The following is a 19,361-nucleotide window of genomic DNA, read 5'->3' as shown; positions in this document are numbered from 1 at the left end:
TCAGGTCAGGAGCCAGGAGTTGAAGCGCTCGGAGACCTTCGCGCGGTTGGCGCTCCACCAGGCTTCGTCCGCGATCGCCATCTGCTTCAGGTTGTCCGGAGAGGTCGGCAGGACCTTGGCGCGCTCGGCGGGGATCGTCTGGTAGGCGTCGAGATTGGTCGGGCCATAGGCCAGGATCTCGGTGAAGAGAGCCTGGGCCTTCGGGTCCGAACAGAAGCGCACGAACTGGCGGGAGACTTCGGCCTTCGGCCCGCCCTTCGGCAGGGCCCAGCCCTCGATCGAGTAGAGGCCCTGGTTCCAGACGATCTTCGCGGGCGTGCCGCCATCGATCGCCGCCTGCAGGCGGGCATTCCAGCCCGGCAGCATGTCGACCTCGCCGCTCTGGAGCAGCTGCGTCGACTGGGCGCCGCCGGTCCACCAGACCGCGACATGCGGCTTGATCTTGTCGAGGACCTTGAAGGCGCGGTCGACATCGAGCGGGTAGAGCTTGTCGAGCGGCACGCCGTCGGCGAGCAGCGCCTGCTCGAGCGTATCGATCGGGTTCTTGCGCAGCGCGCGCCGGCCCGGGAACTTCTCGACGTTGAAGAAGTCGGCCCAGCTCGCCGGTGCGGTTTTCACGCGGTCCGTGCGATAGGCGAAGACGGTCGAATAGACATCCGTGCCCATGAACAGCGGCGAGATCGCCTCCGGCATCAGCTTGGGCACGTCGGCATGCGTGAAGCCGATCGGATCGAGCAGGCCCTGACCGGCGAGGATGTCGCGCGCCGAGAGCGTCAGCGTGCAGACGTCCCAGGTGTAGGATTTGGTCTCGACCATCGCCTTGAACTGGGCGGTGGGCTCGGCCTCGCGGGCGACGTTGACGACCTTGTTGCCGGTCGCCTTCTCGAAGGGGTCGTAGAAGGCCTTGCGGAACGCCGGCCCGAAAGGACCGCCGGGATCGGCGACGATGATCTGCGTCGCGGCTCTGGCGCGCCCGATCAGGGCCGGCGCCAGCATTGCGCCGGCGGCGACACCACCGGCCAGTTGCAGGAGGTGGCGCCGGTTAGGCCTGTTCATGATGCTGCTGGTCATCGTTCTCTCCCGTTCAGCGGTTTTCCGCATTTCCCCGTGGTCGTCCGGTCGTCTCGCGTCAGGCGCTCTTCTTGGCGGCGCGCTTGGCGAGGAACTCCTCCATCATCCGCGCCGGCTCGCCGGTCGCGTAGGCTTCGCGCTGGTTGCGGATGCCGGCGGACAGGCAATCACGGAAGCCGGCCTCGGTCACCTCGCGGAAGCGGGCGCGGTTGAGCCGCATCGCGACCGGCGGCTTGCCGGCGAGCTCGGTGGCGAGTTCCAGCGCGGCCGCCATCACCTGCTCCTGCGGCACGAGCCGGTTGATCACGCCGATGCGGAAGCACTCCTCGGCATCCATCATCCGCCCGGTCAGGGTCAGGTCGATGGTGCGGCCGAGTCCGATCAGCTCGCGCATGATCCAGGGGCCGGTGGTCGAGGCGATGCCGGAGTTGATCTCGGGCTGGCCCATGGTGACGCCGGGATGGCCGACGCGCAGGTCGCACAGGAGCGACACCTGGAAGGCCGATCCGGCCGCGACGCCGTTGAGCGCCGCCACGATCGGCTTCGAGAGCGAGCGGATCCGGTCGTAGAGGCGCTCCCACTCGCCGATCCACAGCTCGGCCCGGTCGGGATCGAAGGTCTTGGTCTCATTGAGATCCTGCCCCGCGCCGAAGGCGCGGTCGCCCGCCCCGGTGAGGATGATGGCGCGCACGGCCGCATTGGCCTCCAGCGCGTCGAGCGCCTCGACGAGGCGGGCCCGCATCGGCGCGTTCCAGGCGTTCAGCTTGTCGGGGCGGTTCAGGGTCAGAATGCCGACCGGCCCGCGCACCTCGCTGAGGATGAAGTCCTTCATGGCACTCTCCGATGCATATTTATCGATATGCGATAAGTTCTATTGAATGATCGGCGCGAATGCCCGATCTTGTCAAGGCCGCAGCCCGCAGCCATTGATCGCCGCAGGAGAACCATCGATGTCCGAGACGAGCGAGCGCAGCGGCGCCAGCCTCAAGAGCGAGCGGCCGGTGCGCGGCAAGGGCGACCAGGGCGGCCGATCCAGCGCGCTGATGGTCAACTCGGTGGAGAAGGCTTTCCGCGTGCTCTCGGCCTTTGGCCGCCAGCATCAGACGCTCAATCTCTCCCAGGTCGCCTCGGAAACGGGGATGGATCTCAGCGCGGCGCAGCGTTTCACCCATACGCTGACGCAGCTCGGCTACCTCCACAAGGACGCCGAAACCAAGCGCTTCGAGCTCACGGCCAAGACGCTCGATCTCGGCTATCACTTCATCCGCAGCAGCCGCCTCGTCGACCGGGCGATGCCCTATCTGATGCACCTCAGCAAGGAGACCGAGGAAACCGTCAATCTGACGATGCGCGAGGGCACGGAGATCATCTTCGTCTCGCGCTTCCTAAGCCGGCACGTCCTCAACACCGACGTCATCATCGGCACCCGCATGCCGGCCTATTGCACGGCGCCGGGCATCGCGATGCTGTCGCGCCTGCCGGAGGACGAGGCGATGGCGGTGATCGACGCCTCCGACCTCAAGGCCTACACCCCGTCCACGACCTGGCAGCGCGATGCGCTCCGGGAGAAGATTCGCCAGGCGGCCGCGCAGGGCTTCGCCACCGCCTTCGAGGAGGTCTATCTCGGGGACGCCTCGATCGCCGCGCCCATCCTCGACCATCGCGGCCGTCCGGAAGGGGCGGTCAATGTTGCGGCCTCCTGCTCGCGCTACAGCCGCGAGGAGGTCGTCGCCCGCTTCTCATCGCTGATCATCGCTGCCGCCCACGCGATCTCGCGGGTCTGATCGTCTCGACGCGCATGATCCGGCATGCCGGCATCGCTTGACAGCGTCGCCGGTCACTTTACCAATATACGCATGGATTTATCGCATTGCGATATCTGGGTGTCGTTGTGACCACTGACGGCGCCCAGTTCATGCGCGTCGTCCCGCGTCGCGGGGCCGCGATCGCTGTGGAATTCGACGGCCTGCACTTGGCCGCAACGGAGGGTGACAGCATCCTGGCCGTCCTGCTGACCCACGGCCTGATCCTGCGCCGCCACGAATTCGGCAATGAGTCGCGTTCGGGCTTCTGCCTGATGGGCGCCTGCCAGGATTGCTGGGTCTGGAGCGGGCTTGGCGGACGCTTGCGCGCCTGTACGACGCCGGTTGCCGACGGCATGATCCTCGCCAGCCAGCCGCCAGCCGGTCCCCATGAGTAGCATCGTCATCGTCGGGGCCGGGCCGGCCGGTATCGCGGCGGCAGAATTGCTCTGCAGCCACGGACACCGGCCCGTCGTGATTGACGAGGGCGAGCGCGCCGGCGGCCAAGGGTATCGCCGCCCCTCACCCGATCTCGCGCTCGACATGCACGCTCTGATGGGCAGCGAGGCCGGCCGCTACGAGGCGCTGCACCGCCGCTTCGCCGCCCTGGCGGAGCACATCGACTACCGCCCGCGCACGCTGGTCTGGGCGATCGAGGGGCACACGCTGCATCTCCTGCATCAAGGGCGGGTGGAAACGATCGAGGCCGACAGGCTGCTGCTGGCGACAGGAGCCATGGACCGGGTGGCACCATTGCCCGGATGGACCCTGCCGGGGGTCTTCACCCTGGGCGGGGCGCAGGTCGCGCTCAAGGATCAGGGCTGCCTGATCGGCCGGCGCGTCGCCTTCCTCGGCTCCTCGCCCCTGCTGCTGCTCGCCGCCAAGCAGTATCGGCAGATGGGCGGCACCGTCGCCGTCATCGCGGACACGACGGGCCTCGCAGCGAAGGCAACGGCGCTGCCGGGACTTCTGGCCTCGCCGCGAACGCTGCTGCGCGGGCTTGGCGGCATGGCTGGCGCGCTGCGCGCCGGCACGCCCCCGCTGCACGGCGTCACCCCGCTCGCGATCGAGGGGGACGGCCATGTCCAGTCGCTGCTGCTGCGCGATGCGGCAGGGCGCGAACGCCGCTTCCCCTGCGACGCGGTCGCGCTGGGATACGGCCTCAAGCCCGAAACCCAGCTCGCCGACCTCGCGGGGGCCCGTTTCGCCTATGACGAGGCGTTCCGGCTCTTCCTGCCGGAGACGGATGTTTTCGGCCGGGCGCGCCCCGGCCTCTATCTCGCCGGAGACGGCGCCAGCATAGGCGGCGCCGACGCGGCCGAGGCCAGCGGCGCCCTCGCCGCCCATGCGATCCTGGCTGATCTCGGCGCACCACCCGCTGCTGCTGCGGTCAGGACGCTGACGCGCAGGGTGGCCAGGCTGCACGGTTTCCAGCGCAGCCTCGCGCGGGCGTTTGCCTGGCCGGTCGCCCAGATCCGGGCCCTGCCCGACGACACGCTGTTGTGCCGCTGCGAATCCGTCACCATCGGCGCGGTGCGCACGGCCATGGCGCAGGCGCTCGGCCCGGTCGAGGTCAACCGCGTCAAGGCGATGACGCGCTGCGGCATGGGACGCTGCCAGGGCCGCGTCTGCGGGCCGGCCCTCCAGGAAATCGTCGCCGGAGCGTCCGGCCAGGACGGGGCAGGCGCCGGCCGCCTGCGCGGTCAGGCGCCGGTCAAGCCGATCGCCCTCTCCGCAGCCGGGGAGTCGACGCCATGAGCCGCGCGAGCGCCGACGTCGCGATCATCGGGGGCGGTCTGATCGGTGTCTGGACGGCCTTCTTCCTGGCGCGGCGCGGCCAGAGCGTGACGCTGTTCGAGAAGGGCGTGGTCGGCGCCCAGTCGAGCGGCACGAATTTCGGCAATCTGCGGCTGCAGGGCCGCTTTCCCGGCCAATATCCCCTGTCATTGCGCTCGCATGCGCTGTGGGAGGATTTCGAGGGGCTGATCGGCGAGGACTGCGAGTTCGCGCAGACGGGCCATCTCTATTGTGCCTTCGACGCCGGCGAGGCCGCGCGGCTCGAAGCCTATGCGCAGGTCTCCGAGTCGCACGGCCTGGCCATCGAACGGCTCGCGCCGCACGATCTGCGTCGGCGCTTCCCCTGGCTGAGCGACCGGGCGATCGCCGCCACCTTCTGCGCGCGCGACGCGACCGCTAACCCGCGGCTGGCAACGCCGGCCGTGGCGCGTGCGGCGCAGCGGCAGGGGGTGGAGATCCGCGAGAATGCGCACGTCACAGCCGTCACCCGGCAAGGCGACGGCTTCAGGATCACCACCGCCGACGGGCGCGGGCTGAGCTGCGCGGCACTCGTCAACGCGGCCGGAGCCTGGGCCGTCCAGATAGCGGAATGCTTCGGGGAGACGGCGCCGGTCTTCGCGGCAGGGCCGCCGCAATTCGTCACCGAGCCCGTGCCACCGCTGTTCACGCCCTCGCTCCAGACGATCGACGGCTCCGTCATCGCCCGCCAGACCGAGCGCGGCAACGTCATCCTCGCGGGCTATCCGCGCACGGCGGCCGATGCGGTGGCAAACCGTGCGCCGGTGCCGCCGGCCAAGACGCTGGCTGCCATGCGGGCGCTCGGAGGACTCGTGCCGGCCCTCGCGCAGGCGCATGTGATCCGCGTCTGGTCCGGCATCGAGGGCTATCTGCCCGACATGATCCCGGTGATCGGGAGGAGCGACACCACGCCGGGCCTGTTCCACGCCTTCGGCTTCTGCGGCCATGGCTTCCAGATCGGCCCCGGCGTCGGCCTGTGCCTCAGCGAATTGATCGTCGACGGCGCGACGCAGACCCCGCTGGAGCCCTTCTCGATTGCAAGGTTCCGCACGCCCGCGGCGGTCAGCGAAAAGTTCCTCAAGGAGTTTGATCGCCCCGGCGACACTGCGAGCAAGCGATCTCCCGAAACTGTCCCAACGATCGGCCAGGGCTAGCGCGCTGGATGCCGGCCAACTCATGCGTGTTCGGCCGGCTTGAGTGTCAGCGGCTGGCGCGACGCGCCCGGCCCCCGCGGCCGGCGCTTCTGGCCCGAAGCGGACGCATGCAAGGTCTGGTTTCTGGGCGGCTCGATGACCCGCCCCCGTGCTGGTCAGGCTGACGGGCTCCCGCTTTCGGCCTTGCCGCCCCATTGATCGAAGTCGCGCACGAGCGCGATCAGCTGCGCCAGGAGCCGTGACGTGTCGGCGCGGCGATAGCTCATGATGATCGGCGTCGTCATCTGGGGCTCGTCGAGCTCGATGAAGCGCACGTCGTCCCGCCCCAGCCGCCTGACCGAGGCCGGCACGACGCAGATGCCGCCGCCCGAGGCCACCAGCCCGAGCGCGGTCTGGAGCTCGCGCGCCTCCATCCCGATCTGCGGCTGGACGCCGGCTTCGCGGTAGAAGTCGAGGACCTGGTCGGCATAGCTCGGACGCGGCGACTTCGGGTAGATGATCAGAGGCTCGCCGGCGGTGTCGCGCAGCCTGAGCTTCTCCACGGTCCTGGCCAGGGGATGATCGACGGGCACGGCGAGCCAGAGCCTTTCCTCGCGCACCACCTTGCGCACGAGGCTCTCGTCCTCGAACCTCAAGCGGCCCAGACCGACGTCGATGCGGCCGTCCTTGAGGGCGGCGACCTGCTCCATCGTGGTCATCTCGAGCAGCTGGACCTCGACGCCGGGCACCGCGATCCGGAAACGACGGATGAGCTCGGGCAGCGCGTCGTACAGGGTCGAGGCCACGAAGCCGATGTTGAACTGAAGGACCATGCCCTTGGCGATGCGCCGGGTCATCGCCTTGGTGTCCTCGACCCGCTGCAGGATCTGACGGGCCTGTTCGAAGAGGTATCGACCCGGCTCGGTGAGCGTGATCGGCCGGCCGCGGTCGAGCAGCCTCACGCCCAGTTCCTCCTCGAGCTGCTGGATCTGCCGGCTGAGCGGGGGCTGGGCGATGTTCAGTTTCTCGGAGGCACGGCTGAAAGAGCCTTCCGCTGCAACCGTCGTGAAATAGCGCAAATGGCGCAGCTCCATGGGGCGTACCTCCGGACGAACCGTCTGTCTCTCGCGAAACTCGATACCTTACAGGTATGAAATTAGACATAATTGATGCTGTTTCGTCAATGAAACGCGCTCTATGCTTTTTTTGAAGGGGAGTAGCGCTCATGAAAAAAAGATCGCGCATTGCCATCATCGGCGCAGGAATTGGGGGGCTGACACTTGCCCTCGCCTTGCGTCAGAGGGGCATTGAAGCCGACGTCTTCGAGCAGGCCACGCAGCTGACCGAGATCGGCGCGGCCATCGCGCTGTCCGCCAATGGAACCCGCGAACTGGAGCGGCTGGGCTGCCTCGCCGCCCTGTCGGCCGTCTCGACGGAGCCGACGGAGCTGATCTATCGCGGCTGGAAATCTGATGCGCGGATCGCGGCCTTTCCCGTGCGCCATGACCGCGCTTACGTCAGGCAGTTTGGCGCGCCCTATTTCGGCATTCACCGGGCCGATCTGCAGCGCATTCTGTCCGGAGCCCATGGCGGCGATCGCCTGCACCTGGGTCATCGGGTGGAGCGCCTTGTCGAGCGCGAAGACGGCGTTCACATCAGCTTCGGCAATGGCGAGCAGGTTGTCGCTGATATCGTCATCGGGGCCGACGGCGTGCGATCCGCGGTGCGGCGCCATGTGAGCGCTACCGCCGCCATGCGCTACTCGCGGACGTCGGCCTTTCGCGGCATCGTTCCCATCGAGGCGCTGCCATCGCTTCCCGATCCGGAGGCCATTCAGTTCTGGATGGGGCCGAATGCGCATCTGCTGCACTATGCCATCGGGGGCGCCAGCAAGGCGGTCAACTATTTCGCCGTGGTCGAAGGGCCCGGTGTCTGGCCGAACCCCGAGGGCTCGACCGCTCCGATCGACCACAAGACCGCGCTGGATGCGTTTCGCGGCTGGCATCCGGCCGTCATCGAAATGATCGATGCCTCGCGCCACACGATCCGCTGGGGATTGTTCACGGTGCCGCCGGTTCTGAACTGGTCGCGAGGCCGCGTCGCCCTGATGGGCGATTCCGTCCATGGCATGCTGCCTCATCACGGACAGGGCGCGAACACCACGATCGAGGATGCCGTTACCCTGGCCGTTCTGCTGTCGGCTCTGCCGGACAGAAGCAACAGCCGCGATCTGCAAGAGCTGTTCTCGAGCTATCAGTCGATGCGCCAACGGCGCACCCGCACGATCCAGCGCAGCGCATGGGCCACGAACCGGGAACTGCATCTGCCGGATGGTCCTGAGCTGAAGTCCCGCGACCGGCGTGTCGCCGCGTTTCCGGATCGCTTCGGCTGGATTCACGCCTTCGATGCCCAGGCCGTCGCCCGCCAACATGTCGAAGACCGCGAGCTGGTCCCGGCCTGACAGCCGAGCAGCAGGCCATGTCCGAAGACCCACAGGAACAACCGCTCCCGCGCGGGATGACTTTCTGGATCTAGTCTTGTTCTATACTTCATGGAGTGACGCAACGGTGCCTACGGCAAGCATCCAGATCGAACAGGTCGAGACGTTTCTGGTCGATGTGCCGACCATCCGTCCGCACCAGCTCGCCATGACGACGATGAAGGGCCAGACGCTGATGATCGTCCGGATCCGGACATCGGACGGCGTCGTCGGCATCGGCGAAGGCACAACGATCGGCGGGCTCTCCTACGGGGCGGAAAGCCCGGAGAGCATGAAGCTCACGATCGATACCTATCTCGCTCCCATCCTGCTTCAGTGCGATCCGGGCCGGGTGGCCTTGACGATGGCGGCCATCGGAAAGGCCGTGCAGGGCAATCATTTCGCCAAATGCGCCGTGGAAATCGCCCTGCTCGACGCGATGGGGAAACGCACCGGGCTGGCCCTGTCCGAGCTCCTGGGCGGCCGCCAGCATGACCGGTTGCCGGTCGCCTGGACCCTGGCAAGCGGCGAGACGGCCCGCGACATCGAAGAGGCCGAGGGGATGCTGGCCAGGCGTCGCCACAACATCTTCAAGCTGAAGATCGGGAAAGGCGACCCGCGGGCCAACATTGCCCATGTCGCCGCCATCAAGCGCGCGCTCGGCGAGCGGGCCAGCGTCCGTGTCGACATCAACCAGGCCTGGAGCGAGGCGACGGCCTCGGCCATGCTGCCCCTGCTGCGCGATGCCGGCGTGGACCTGGTCGAGCAGCCGATTGCGCTGCGCAACGTCAGGGGCCTGGCCCGGCTGGCCCGCGAAAGCTCGGTCGCGATCATGGCTGACGAGGCCCTGCATGGGCCCGAAAGCGCCTTCAACATCGCGCAGCAGGCCGGCGCTGATGTGTTTGCGATCAAGATCATGCAGTCGAGTGGGCTCTTCGCGGCCGGCAAGGTCGCCGCCATCGCCGAAGCCGCAGGCATCGGCCTCTACGGCGGAACCATGCTCGAAGGCGGTGTCGCGACCGCAGCCTCGGCCCATCTGTTCTCGACCTTCGCCAAGCTCGAATGGGGAACCGAGCTGTTCGGTCCGCTGCTGCTGACCGAGGAGATCCTGGAAGAGCCGCTCGACTACAGCGAGTTCAGCCTGGCCGTCCCGACCGGCCCCGGCCTCGGGATCGCGCTCGACGAGTGCCAGATCAGCCTCTTCCGGCGCGACCGCGCCGAGCGCAGCATCCATGTGGTGCCGCGGCTGATGACGGGGTCCTGAGCGATGCTGTTCCAGGTCCAGATGGAGGTTCGCATTCCCCATGATCTGCCGGCCGAGACGGCGGATGCGCTGAAGAAGGCCGAGCGCGAGCGGGCGCATGCGCTCCAGCGCGAGGGCAAATGGCGGCATCTGTGGCGTCATGCCGGCCGCTATGCCAACACCTCGATTTTCGATGTCGACGGGGCGCAGGAGCTTCACGACATCCTGTCGACGCTGCCGCTGTTCCCCTTCATGGAGATCGGCGTCACGCCACTCTGCCGACACCCGTCGTCGATCCACGACGACGACCGCTGAAAGTCAACGCTGACAGAAGATCACGTTCAAAACACGAGGGAAACGCCATGCCTGCCAATCTGATGACCAAAGCCCAGATGAAGGAACTCGCCGAGGAGGCCTCCGGCCTCAAGCAGAGCGGCGGCGACCCCCGGGTCAAGGAGATCGCCAACCGGCTGCTCTATCGCCTGATGCAGGTGATCGACGAATGCGACGTCTCGATGGAGGAGTTCTGGGCCGGCATCGGCTTCATCGCCCAGACCGGCAAGAACAACGAGTTCGGCCTGCTCGTGCCGGGCGTCGCGCTCGAGCACTTCCTCGACCTGCGCCTCGACGAGGCGGAGAAGAAGGCCGGCATCAAGGGCGGCACGCTGCGCACGATCGAGGGCCCGCTCTATGTCGCCGGCGCGCCGCTGTCGAAGGGCGAAGCCCGCATGGACGACGGCACCGATCCGGGCGAGCCCTTCGTCATCGAAGGCCAGGTGCGCGGCGAGGACGGCAACATCATCGCCGGCGCCATCGTCGATCTCTGGCACGCCAATTCGAAGGGCGGCTATTCCTTCATCGATGGCGAGCAGGCGCCCTACAACCTGCGCCGGCGCATCGAGACCGACGAGAAGGGCCGCTATCTCGCCCGCTCGATCGTGCCCAACGGCTATGGCTGCCCGCCGCTGAGCTGCACCCGCAAGGCGATGAACCTGATGGGCCGCCATGCCGAGCGCCCGGCGCATGTGCACTTCTTCGTCTCGGCGCCGGGCTACCGGAAGCTGACCACGCAGTTCAACTTCACCGGCGACAAGTATCTCTACACCGACTTCGCCTTCGGAACCCGCGAAGAGCTCGTCGTGACCCTGGAGCGTGTCACGGACGCCAACGCCATCCGCAATGCGGGCTTCAACCGCCCCTTCGCGCGTGCGACCTTCGATGTCGTGATGACGAAGGAGCGCGCCGGCGCGCCGAAGACCGAGGTCGCCCGCGAGCACGTGATCGCCGCCTGAGCCAGACCGGGCCGGTTGGCGCCGCCAGCCGCGAACCGGCCGCCGCGACAACGAGAATAGCAGGGGAAGACGCGCCATGTCCGAAGCATTGATCGAGCGCTTGCAGGGGTCCGTCCAGCACGACGCCACGACCAACCACTACCGCTGCCGCCGCGACATCTTCACCGACCCCGAGCTGTTCGAGGTCGAGATGCGGCACATCTGGGAAGGCAACTGGGTCTATCTCGCCCATGAGAGCCAGATCCCCAACAACAACGACTACATCACCGGCTATATCGGTCGCCAGCCCATCGTCATCAGCCGGGATCGCAACGGGCAGCTGACCTGCTTCCTGAACGCCTGTTCCCATCGCGGCGCGATGATCTGCCGGCACAAGCGCGGCAACAAGTCGACCTATACCTGCCCGTTCCATGGCTGGACCTTCAGCAACACCGGCAAGCTGCTCAAGGCCAAGGATCCGGACGGCGCGGGTTATCCCGACAGCTTCAACAAGAACGGCAGCCACGACCTGCAGAAGGTGGCGAAGTTCGCCAATTACCGCGGCTTCCTGTTCGGCTCGCTCAACGCCGACGTGAAGAGCATCGAGGATCATCTGGGCGAGTCGCGCAAGATCATCGACCTGATCGTCGACCAGTCGCCCGACGGGCTCGAGGTGCTGCGGGGCAACTCGCAATACATCTATGACGGCAACTGGAAGCTCCAGGCCGAGAACGGCGCGGACGGCTACCATGTCTCGTCGGTGCACTGGAACTATGCCGCCACCACCCAGGCCCGCAAGGCCGCGACGACGCAGGACGACATCCGCGCCATGGATGCCGGCGGCTGGGCCAAGAAGGGCGGCGGGTTCTACTCCTACGAGCACGGCCATCTGCTGCTCTGGACCAACTGGACCAACCCCGAGGATCGCCCCAACTGGGACCGCCGCGAGGAACTGACGGCGCAGTTCGGCAAGGCCCGCGCCGACTGGATGATCGAGAAGAGCCGCAATCTCTGCCTCTACCCGAACGTCTTCCTGATGGACCAGTTTTCCTCGCAGATCCGGATGTACCGGCCGATCTCCGTCGACAAGACCGAGGTCACGATCTACTGCATCGCGCCCCGTGGCGAGAGCGCGGCGGCCCGCGCCCACCGCATCCGCCAGTACGAGGATTTCTTCAACGCCTCGGGCATGGCGACCCCCGACGATCTGGAGGAATTCCGCTCCTGCCAGATCGGATACGGGGCGCGGCACGCGCAGTGGAACGATCTCTCGCGCGGCGCGACGCACTGGATCGAGGGGGCCGACGACGATGCGAAGTCGATCGACATGGAGCCGCTCCTGTCGGGTGCGCGCACCGAGGACGAGGGCCTCTTCGTCATCCAGCACGCCTATTGGCGCGACGCGCTGATCGAGGGGCTGAAGAAGGAGGCCGCCGAGAGCTTCCGACAGGCCGCCGAGTAGCGCGCCCGCCCGATCCGGGCGGGCAGTCCCTGCCCGGCCCGGATCGGATGCCTGACCATCCAACAACAAGGCGAACACCGCCACCCGCCAAGGGGAGGATTCCCATGTCGCTCGCATTCCAGATGAAGACCCGGCCGCAGACGGTCAGCCTCGAAGAGGTGCAGACGTTCCTCTATGCGGAGGCCCGTGCACTGGACGACCGCGAATGGGACGCCTGGCTCGCCTGCTATGCGCCCGATGCCACGTTCCACATGCCCGCCTGGGACGACGACGACCTGCTGACGGAAGACCCGCAGCGCGAAATCTCGCTGATCTACTATGGCTCGAAGCAGGGGCTGGAGGATCGCGTCTTCCGCATCCGCACCGAGCGCTCCTCGGCGACGTCGCTGCCCGAGCCGCGCACCTCACACAACATCTCGAATGTCGAGATCGTCGAAGAGACGGCGGTCCAGTTGAAGGTGCGGTTCAACTGGTTCAACCTGAGCTACCGGTACAAGACCACCGATATTTATTTCGGGACGTCGTACTACACGATCGACACGAGCGGCGAGTGCTGGCTGATCAAGGCCAAGAAGGTGGTGTTCAAGAACGATTACATCCACCACGTCGTCGACATCTATCACATCTGACGGGGCCGAGACCCGTTACACCCGGCGCGCTGCAAGGCTCGCGGACGGACTCCAGCCCGAGGCTGGTGTCCTGCAACCGCGGCTGCGCGCGACGCGGCAATGACACAGGAGAGGATAGCGCCATGACCAACAGGATCGCGCTCACGTTCGAGGATGGCGTGACGCGCTTCATCGAGGCGCGGGCCGGCGAACTCGTCGCCGATGCCGCCTATCGCGAGGGCGTGAACATTCCGATGGACTGCCGCGACGGCGCCTGCGGGACCTGCAAATGCCGTTGCGAGCAGGGCGACTATACGCTCGGCAGCTATATCGAGGACGCCATGACCGAGGACGAGGCCGCCGCGGGCTATGTCCTCACCTGCCAGATGAAGGCGCAGAGCGACTGCGTGATCCGCATCCCCGCCTCGTCCGCCGCCTGCAAGGTCAAGCCCGGCGCGCTCGCGGCCACCATGGTCGAGGCGCGCAAGCTCTCGCCGACCACGATCGGGTTCACGGTCGCGCTACAGGACAAGGCCGCGCTGTCCTTCCTGCCCGGCCAGTACGTCAACGTCTCCGTGCCGGGTACGACGCAGACACGCTCCTATTCGTTCTCGTCGATGCCGAAGGCCGGCGCGGTCGAGTTCCTCGTCCGCAACATCCCGGGCGGCCTGATGTCGTCCTATCTGGCCGAAAGAGCCGGCCCCGGGGACGCGCTGACCATCACCGGGCCGATCGGGTCGTTCTACCTGCGCGAGGTGAAGCGCCCCGTGCTGTTCCTGGCGGGCGGCACGGGCCTGGCCCCCTTTCTCGCGATGCTGGAGGTCCTGCAGGCGTCGGGCACGCAGCAGCCGGTCCACATGATCTATGGCGTGACCAACGACGCCGACCTCGTCGAGGTCGACAAGCTCCACGCCTTCGCCAAAGCGATTCCGGGCTTCACCTTCGCGACCGTGGTCGCCGACGCTGCGAGCGATCATCCGCGCAAGGGCTACGTCACGCACCACCTGCCCGATGCGGCGCTGCATGGCGGCGATGTCGATATCTATCTCTGCGGGCCGCCGCCGATGGTCGACGCCGTCCGAAGCTATCTCGACACCCGGGCCATCAGCCCCGCGAGCTTCCATTTCGAGAAGTTCTCTCCCTCGGAGGCCGGCAAGTGACCCTGCAAGCGACGACGCCGCGTTTCGCCGGCAAGAGCATGGTCGTGACAGGGGCGGCCCAGGGCATCGGGGAGCAGGTCGCCGTGATGGCGGCGCGGGAAGGCGCGCGCCTTCTGCTCGTCGACCGCTCTCCTCTCGTCGAGGAGGTGGCGAAGCGGATCGTCGAGGACGGCGGCCAGGCCATCGCCATGACGGCCGACCTGGAAACCTGGAGCGGCAACCAGCAGGTGATGGACAAGGCGCAGCGGACCTATGGCGCCATCGACGTGCTGATCACCAATGTGGGCGGCGCGATCTGGATGCGCCCGTTCGAGCGCTTCGACGAGCGCCAGATCGAGGCCGAGATTTCCCGCTCGCTGTTTCCGACGCTCTGGGGCTGCCGCGCCGTGCTGCCCTACATGCTCGAGCAGGGGCGGGGCGCGATCGTCAACGTCTCGTCGATCGCGACCAAGGGCATCAACCGCGTGCCCTATTCCGCCGCCAAGGGCGCGGTGAACGCGCTCACCGCTTCGCTGGCCTTCGAGGTCGGCGGCAAGAACATCCGCGTCAACGCCGTGGCGCCGGGCGGCACGACGGCGCCGCCGCGCAAGGTGCCGCGCGGCACCGATCCGCTGACCGAGCAGGACAAGCGCTGGATGCAGCAGGTCGTCGACCAGACGGTGCAGTCGAGCCACATGAAACGCTATGGTCTGCTGCGGGAGATGGCTGCGGCGATTCTGTTCCTCGCCTCCGACGCCGCCTCCTACATCACGGGCACGGTGCTGCCGGTGGGCGGTGGCGACCAGGGCTGAGCCGGCAACGAGAGACAATGACCATGCGCCCCGTCGTCATCGCCGTCGCCATAACCGGTTCCGTGCCGCGCAAGAAGGACAATCCGGCGCTGCCGGTGCTGCCCTCGGAGCAGATCGAGTCCACTCACGCCGCCTTCGAGGCCGGGGCGAGCCTCGTCCACATTCATGTGCGCAACGACGACGAGAGCCCGTCCTCGGATCCGGACCGCTTCGCCGCCGTGCAGGAGGGCGTGCGCAAGCACTGCCCCGGCATGATCGTGCAGTTCTCGACGGGCGGGCGCGGGCGCGATCCCGCGGCGCGCGGCCTCTCCCTGGTCCACCGGCCGGACATGGCGTCCCTGTCGACCGGCTCGGTGAACTTCCCCACGATCGTCTACGAGAACCACGCCACGCTGGTCGTCGATCTGGCGACCCGCATGAAGGCGTTCGACATCGCGCCGGAGATCGAGATCTTCGACCTCTCTCACATCCATGGCGCGAGCCGCCTGATCGACGCCGGGCTCATGCGTGCCCAGCCCCATGTCCAGTTCGTCATGGGCGTTCAGAACGCCATGCCGGCTGACGAGCGGCTGCTCGACATCCTGCTCGAGGAGACGCGCCGCGTGATCCCCGGGGCGACCTGGACCGCGGCCGGCATCGGGCGGGAGCAGGCCCGGGTGATGGGCTGGGCGCTGGCGCGCGGCGCCGATGCGGTCCGCACCGGCCTGGAAGACAATATCCGCGTCAGCAAGGACAGGCTCGCCAGCGGCAATGCGGAACTCGTTTCGATCGCCGCCGAGCTGATCGCGCGTCATGATGGGCGCCCCGCCACGCCTGCCGTGGCGCGTGCCCGCCTCGGGCTGCGCGCTTCCTGATCGTCCCGCTGCATGACACCGTTCGAGCCGTTCAGCCCTCATCGCCCGACGCTCGCCGAGATCATCCGCGACATCGGGCCCGTGCAGCTTGCCACGGGCCTCGTCGCATTCCTGTTCGGCGCGACCGGCGCGCTGGCCATCATTCTCGCGGTGGGCACAGGCGGCGGCCTGAGCGAGCGGGAGCTGGCGTCGTTCGTCTTCGGCGTCTTTGCCATCAACGGCGTGCTGACACTCGTGATCGTCTGGCTCTACCGCCAGCCGCTCTGCCTGTTCTGGACGATTCCCGGCACCGTGCTGATGGGGCCGGCCCTGACCCATATGAGCTTCGCCGAGGTGGTCGGCGCCTTCTGGGTCACCAGCCTGCTCGTGCTGGCGCTGGGCTGGACGGGGCTGGCGCGAACCGCGATGCGGCTCATCGCCATGCCGATCGTGATGGCGATGGTGGCCGGTGTCTTCCTGAAATTCGCGCTCGACATCGTGCGCTCGCTGCACGGCGATGTCGCCGTCGCAGGGACGATGGTGGCGGCGTTCTTCGGGCTCACCGCCTGGACGAGTGCCCAGCGCCTGATGCCGCCGATCATCGGCGCGCTGCTGATGGGCGCCACCGTCGCGGTCGCCACCGGCCGCTTCGCCGGGGCGGAGTTCGGCGGGCTGCAGATCGTCGAGCCCGTCTTCACCATGCCGGTCTTTTCGGCGCCTGCGATGATCGAGCTGGTGATCCCGCTCGCGATCACGATCATCTTCGTGCAGCATGGGCAGGGCCTTGCGGTCCTGACCCAGGCCGGACATCCGCCGCCGCTCAACGCGGTCACCATCATGGCCGGGTTCGGCGGGCTGCTCAGCGCCGCGGTCGGAGCGGTCGGGACGTCGCTCACCGGCCCCACCAACGGCCTCGTCACCGCGACGGGCCCGCACGCGAAGCACTATGCGACGGCGATCGTCACGGCGCTGATCGCCATCCTGTTCGGCCTGCTGGCGCCGACCTTCACCCGGCTTATGCTCGCGGCCCCCAAGGAGCTGATCCTGACGCTCGGCGGCCTCGCCATGCTGCGGGTTCTGCTGGGAGCCTTCACAGCCGCCTTTCGCGGGCCCTTCGCCTTCGGTGCCCTGATCTGCTTCGTCGTGACGGTCGCCGACCGGCCCGTCCTCAACATCGGCGCGGCTTTCTGGGGGCTGGTCGCCGGCCTCGCCGTCTCCTGGCTGCTGGAGCGTGCCGACTTCAAGGCCGCAGCCTGATACCTGATCGCGACCTTCCGTAGCGCAAGTCTGCAAATGAGCCCGGCCATTGCGCCGGAAATTCTCCCGTTTTACCTGCGCCTGTCCAGCCGTATACCTTACGGGTATCAAAGTAGACGTAATCGATCCTGTCTTTCGAGAAGAGCGCTCCCTAACCTCAGCAACGGGAAGAAACGCGCGCGAGAAGGAGGGGGTCACATGTGCAGACCATCCGCTCCCGGCCGCGAAGATCGCGCAACCGATTGCAGGAGGAACAGCCATGTCACATTCGAACCCGTTTTCCGTCCCGACCAGCCGACGTCGCTTTCTCCTGGGGGCGGCCGCCGTCACGACGGGCGCAGCCGCCTTCCGCTTCCCCACGCCGGCGATCGCACAGGGCGCGCCGCTGAAGGTGGGCTTCATGCTGCCCTATTCGGGCACCTTCGCGAAGCTCGGCAAGTTCGTGGATGACGGCTTTCGCCTCAATGTCGAGCGCCAGGGCGGCTCGCTCGGCGGCCGCCGCATCGAGTTCGTCCAGGTCGACGACGAGTCCAAGCCCGAAAGCGCGACGGACAACATGAACCGTCTGGTCGGTCGCGAGAAGGTCGATCTCGTGGTCGGCACCGTGCATTCCGGCGTGGCGATGGCGATGGTGAAGGTCGCCCGCGACACCAATACCCCGCTGATCATCCCCAATGCCGGCGTCAACGAGGCGACCGGCCCGATGTGCGCCCCGCATATCTTCCGCACCTCCTTCTCCAACTGGCAGGTCTGCCAGCCGATGGGCAAGGTGATGTTCGACGAAGGCCGCCGCAACGCCGTCACCATCACCTGGCGCTATGCGGCGGGCGCCCAGATGGTCGACGCGTTCAAGGAGGGCTTCACGCGCGCCGGCGGCGCGATCGTCGAGGATCTGGCGCTGCCCTTCCCCGAGGTCGAGTTCCAGGCGCTGATCACCCGCATCGCCACCCTCAAGCCCGATTCCGTCTTCGCCTTCTTCGCCGGCGGCGGCGCGGTCAAGTTCGTCAAGGACTATGCGGCCGCCGGCCTCAACCGCACCATCCCGCTCTACGGCGCCGGCTTCCTCACCGACGGCACGCTGCCGGCCCAGGGCGCGGATGCCAACGGGATCAAGACCACGCTCCATTATGCCGACAACCTCGACAACCCCGCCAACCGCGCCTTCCTCGAAGCCTTCAAGGCCAAGACCGGCCAGGACGGCGACATCTACGCCGTCCAGGGGTGGGACGCGGCGGCGCTGCTCGCGGAGGGGCTGAAGGCGACGAAGGGAGACTGGTCGGCGCGGACGCAGGCCACGGCCGCGATGCGCGCGGCCCGGATCGACAGCCCCCGCGGGCCGCTGTCCTTCAACCGTGCCGGCAACCCCGTCCAGAACGTCTATCTGCGCGAAGTCCGCAATGGCCGCAACGAACTGGTCTCCATTGCCGGACAGGCGGTCGACGATCCGGCGCGCGGCTGCCGCATCCAGGCCTGACCGCGGCTGCCTGTCCTCCCCAGCCGCCACTCGGGGCGCGCGCGCCGGTCACGGTCGATGCGCCCCCTTTTCTTCCGCCCCACGGAGATCCGCGATGGACGCGATCACCTTCGCCGTTCAGTTGCTGAACGGCGTGCAGTACGGCCTCGTGCTGTTTCTCGTCGCCAGCGGGCTGACGCTCGTTTTCGGCATTCTCGGCGTCATCAACCTCGCCCATGGCGCGTTCTACATGCTGGGCGCCTATCTGGCCTGGGCGATCTCGGCCTACACCGGCAGCTTCGCGCTGGCGATCGTCGGCTCGCTGGTGATCTCCTTCCTGCTCGGGATCGCGCTCGAGGAAATCTTCGTCAAGCGCATGATCGGGCGGGACCATCTGGCCCAGGTCCTCCTGTCCTTCGGGCTGATCCTCGTGATCGACGAGGTGCGCCAGATCGTCTTCGGCAAGGACGTGCATTCGGTCATGCCGCCGGAGTGGCTGCGCGGCTCGATCCAGCTCACCGAGGTTCTGTCCTATCCAGTCTACCGGCTGGCGCTCTGCGTCGCCTGCCTCGTCCTCGCGGCCGTGATCTTCTACGTGATCCAGAAGACCCGCCTGGGCATGGTGATCCGGGCCGGTGCCGAGAACCGCGACATGACGCGTGCGCTCGGCATCCCGTTCGACGTGGTCAACCGCTACGTGTTCGCCGGCGGCATCGCGCTCGCCGCGCTGGGCGGCAGCCTCGTCGCGCCGGTCTCCACTGTCTTCCCCGGCATGGGCGACGGGATGCTCATCCTGTCCTTCGTGGTGGTCGTGCTGGGCGGCATCGGCTCGGTGGCGGGGGCCGCGATTGGTGCCCTTCTGATCGGCCTCACCGACACCTTCGGCAAGGTCTTCTTCCCGCAGATCTCGTCGATCCTGATCTATGTGCTGATGGCCGGCGTGCTGCTCTGGCGGCCCAACGGCCTGCTCGGCAAGGCCTGAG

General features: G+C 67.4%; 19 protein-coding genes. 16 read left to right on the top strand and 3 right to left on the bottom strand.

Annotated features, from left to right (window positions below; translation table 11 throughout):
• Both BSY19_RS13765 and BSY19_RS13760 read right to left on the bottom strand, forming a co-directional pair.
• Window positions 1–1,071, bottom strand: a complete 1,071-nt coding sequence (locus BSY19_RS13765; protein ID WP_069054659.1) for an ABC transporter substrate-binding protein — start codon at window positions 1,069–1,071, stop codon at window positions 1–3.
• Window positions 1,072–1,129: 58 nt separating this feature from the next.
• Window positions 1,130–1,903, bottom strand: coding sequence for an enoyl-CoA hydratase/isomerase family protein (locus tag BSY19_RS13760; protein ID WP_069054658.1), 774 nt, complete (start codon window positions 1,901–1,903; stop codon window positions 1,130–1,132).
• Between the two features lie 118 nt (window positions 1,904–2,021).
• On the opposite strand from BSY19_RS13760, the gene BSY19_RS13755 reads away from it, so the two are divergent.
• The 4 genes from BSY19_RS13755 to BSY19_RS13740 all read left to right on the top strand — a co-directional run bounded on the left by BSY19_RS13755 (window position 2,022) and on the right by BSY19_RS13740 (window position 5,842).
• Window positions 2,022–2,855, top strand: a complete 834-nt coding sequence (locus BSY19_RS13755) for an IclR family transcriptional regulator (protein ID WP_069054657.1) — start codon at window positions 2,022–2,024, stop codon at window positions 2,853–2,855.
• A 131-nt stretch (window positions 2,856–2,986) separates the two neighbouring features.
• The gene (locus BSY19_RS13750; RefSeq protein WP_069054656.1) at window positions 2,987–3,271 is read left to right on the top strand and encodes a (2Fe-2S)-binding protein; all 285 of its coding nucleotides are present in this window, start codon (window positions 2,987–2,989) and stop codon (window positions 3,269–3,271) included.
• Window positions 3,264–4,631, top strand: a complete 1,368-nt coding sequence (locus tag BSY19_RS13745) for an FAD/NAD(P)-dependent oxidoreductase (protein WP_069054655.1) — start codon at window positions 3,264–3,266, stop codon at window positions 4,629–4,631. Before BSY19_RS13750 ends, BSY19_RS13745 begins: the two co-directional genes overlap by 8 nt.
• Window positions 4,628–5,842 carry an NAD(P)/FAD-dependent oxidoreductase gene (locus tag BSY19_RS13740; RefSeq protein WP_069054654.1) on the top strand — a complete coding sequence of 405 codons (1,215 nt, stop codon included), beginning with the start codon at window positions 4,628–4,630 and terminating at the stop codon, window positions 5,840–5,842. The genes BSY19_RS13745 and BSY19_RS13740 overlap by 4 nt, the downstream gene beginning before the upstream one ends.
• 155 nt (window positions 5,843–5,997) lie before the next feature.
• Here the strand turns inward: BSY19_RS13740 and BSY19_RS13735 are convergent, their stop codons facing one another.
• Window positions 5,998–6,915, bottom strand: coding sequence for a LysR family transcriptional regulator (locus BSY19_RS13735; RefSeq protein ID WP_069054653.1), 918 nt, complete (start codon window positions 6,913–6,915; stop codon window positions 5,998–6,000).
• A gap of 131 nt (window positions 6,916–7,046) precedes the next feature.
• Between BSY19_RS13735 and BSY19_RS13730 the strand changes: the two genes are divergently transcribed.
• From BSY19_RS13730 to BSY19_RS13675, 12 genes are all read left to right on the top strand, one after another.
• Window positions 7,047–8,282: an FAD-dependent monooxygenase gene (locus BSY19_RS13730; protein ID WP_069054652.1), complete on the top strand. Its 1,236-nt coding sequence runs from the start codon at window positions 7,047–7,049 to the stop codon at window positions 8,280–8,282.
• A gap of 106 nt (window positions 8,283–8,388) precedes the next feature.
• Window positions 8,389–9,564, top strand: a complete 1,176-nt coding sequence (locus BSY19_RS13725; protein WP_069054651.1) for a muconate/chloromuconate family cycloisomerase — start codon at window positions 8,389–8,391, stop codon at window positions 9,562–9,564.
• 3 nt (window positions 9,565–9,567) lie between these two features.
• Window positions 9,568–9,858 carry a muconolactone Delta-isomerase gene (gene catC / locus BSY19_RS13720; RefSeq protein WP_069054650.1) on the top strand — a complete coding sequence of 97 codons (291 nt, stop codon included), beginning with the start codon at window positions 9,568–9,570 and terminating at the stop codon, window positions 9,856–9,858.
• Between the two features lie 47 nt (window positions 9,859–9,905).
• Window positions 9,906–10,835, top strand: a complete 930-nt coding sequence (locus tag BSY19_RS13715; RefSeq protein WP_210184431.1) for a dioxygenase family protein — start codon at window positions 9,906–9,908, stop codon at window positions 10,833–10,835.
• Between the two features lie 76 nt (window positions 10,836–10,911).
• On the top strand, window positions 10,912–12,276 hold the full coding sequence (benA, locus tag BSY19_RS13710; RefSeq protein ID WP_069054649.1) for a benzoate 1,2-dioxygenase large subunit: 1,365 nt from the start codon (window positions 10,912–10,914) through the stop codon (window positions 12,274–12,276).
• 104 nt (window positions 12,277–12,380) lie between these two features.
• Window positions 12,381–12,905, top strand: coding sequence for a benzoate 1,2-dioxygenase small subunit (benB, locus tag BSY19_RS13705; RefSeq protein WP_269466161.1), 525 nt, complete (start codon window positions 12,381–12,383; stop codon window positions 12,903–12,905).
• A gap of 122 nt (window positions 12,906–13,027) precedes the next feature.
• Window positions 13,028–14,044 (top strand): benzoate 1,2-dioxygenase electron transfer component BenC, encoded by a 1,017-nt coding sequence (gene benC / locus BSY19_RS13700; protein ID WP_069054648.1) that lies wholly within the window; start codon window positions 13,028–13,030, stop codon window positions 14,042–14,044.
• Window positions 14,041–14,835 (top strand): benzoate diol dehydrogenase BenD, encoded by a 795-nt coding sequence (benD, locus tag BSY19_RS13695; protein ID WP_269466160.1) that lies wholly within the window; start codon window positions 14,041–14,043, stop codon window positions 14,833–14,835. The genes benC and benD overlap by 4 nt, the downstream gene beginning before the upstream one ends.
• Before the next feature lie 17 nt (window positions 14,836–14,852).
• A complete protein-coding gene (locus BSY19_RS13690) occupies window positions 14,853–15,689 on the top strand; it encodes a 3-oxoadipate:acetyl-CoA acetyltransferase (protein ID WP_069054647.1) in 837 nt (278 codons plus the stop codon).
• Between the two features lie 12 nt (window positions 15,690–15,701).
• Window positions 15,702–16,925, top strand: coding sequence for a benzoate/H(+) symporter BenE family transporter (locus BSY19_RS13685; protein WP_069054646.1), 1,224 nt, complete (start codon window positions 15,702–15,704; stop codon window positions 16,923–16,925).
• A 259-nt stretch (window positions 16,926–17,184) separates the two neighbouring features.
• The gene (locus BSY19_RS13680; protein WP_069054645.1) at window positions 17,185–18,399 is read left to right on the top strand and encodes an ABC transporter substrate-binding protein; all 1,215 of its coding nucleotides are present in this window, start codon (window positions 17,185–17,187) and stop codon (window positions 18,397–18,399) included.
• Window positions 18,400–18,493: 94 nt separating this feature from the next.
• Window positions 18,494–19,360 (top strand): branched-chain amino acid ABC transporter permease, encoded by an 867-nt coding sequence (locus BSY19_RS13675; RefSeq protein ID WP_069054644.1) that lies wholly within the window; start codon window positions 18,494–18,496, stop codon window positions 19,358–19,360.
• Window position 19,361: the final 1 nt, after the last annotated feature.

Source organism: Bosea sp. RAC05 (assembly GCF_001713455.1).
In the GTDB taxonomy this organism is placed as follows: Bacteria; Pseudomonadota; Alphaproteobacteria; order Rhizobiales; family Beijerinckiaceae; genus Allobosea.
This window is presented reverse-complemented; position numbering and strand designations above follow the sequence as displayed.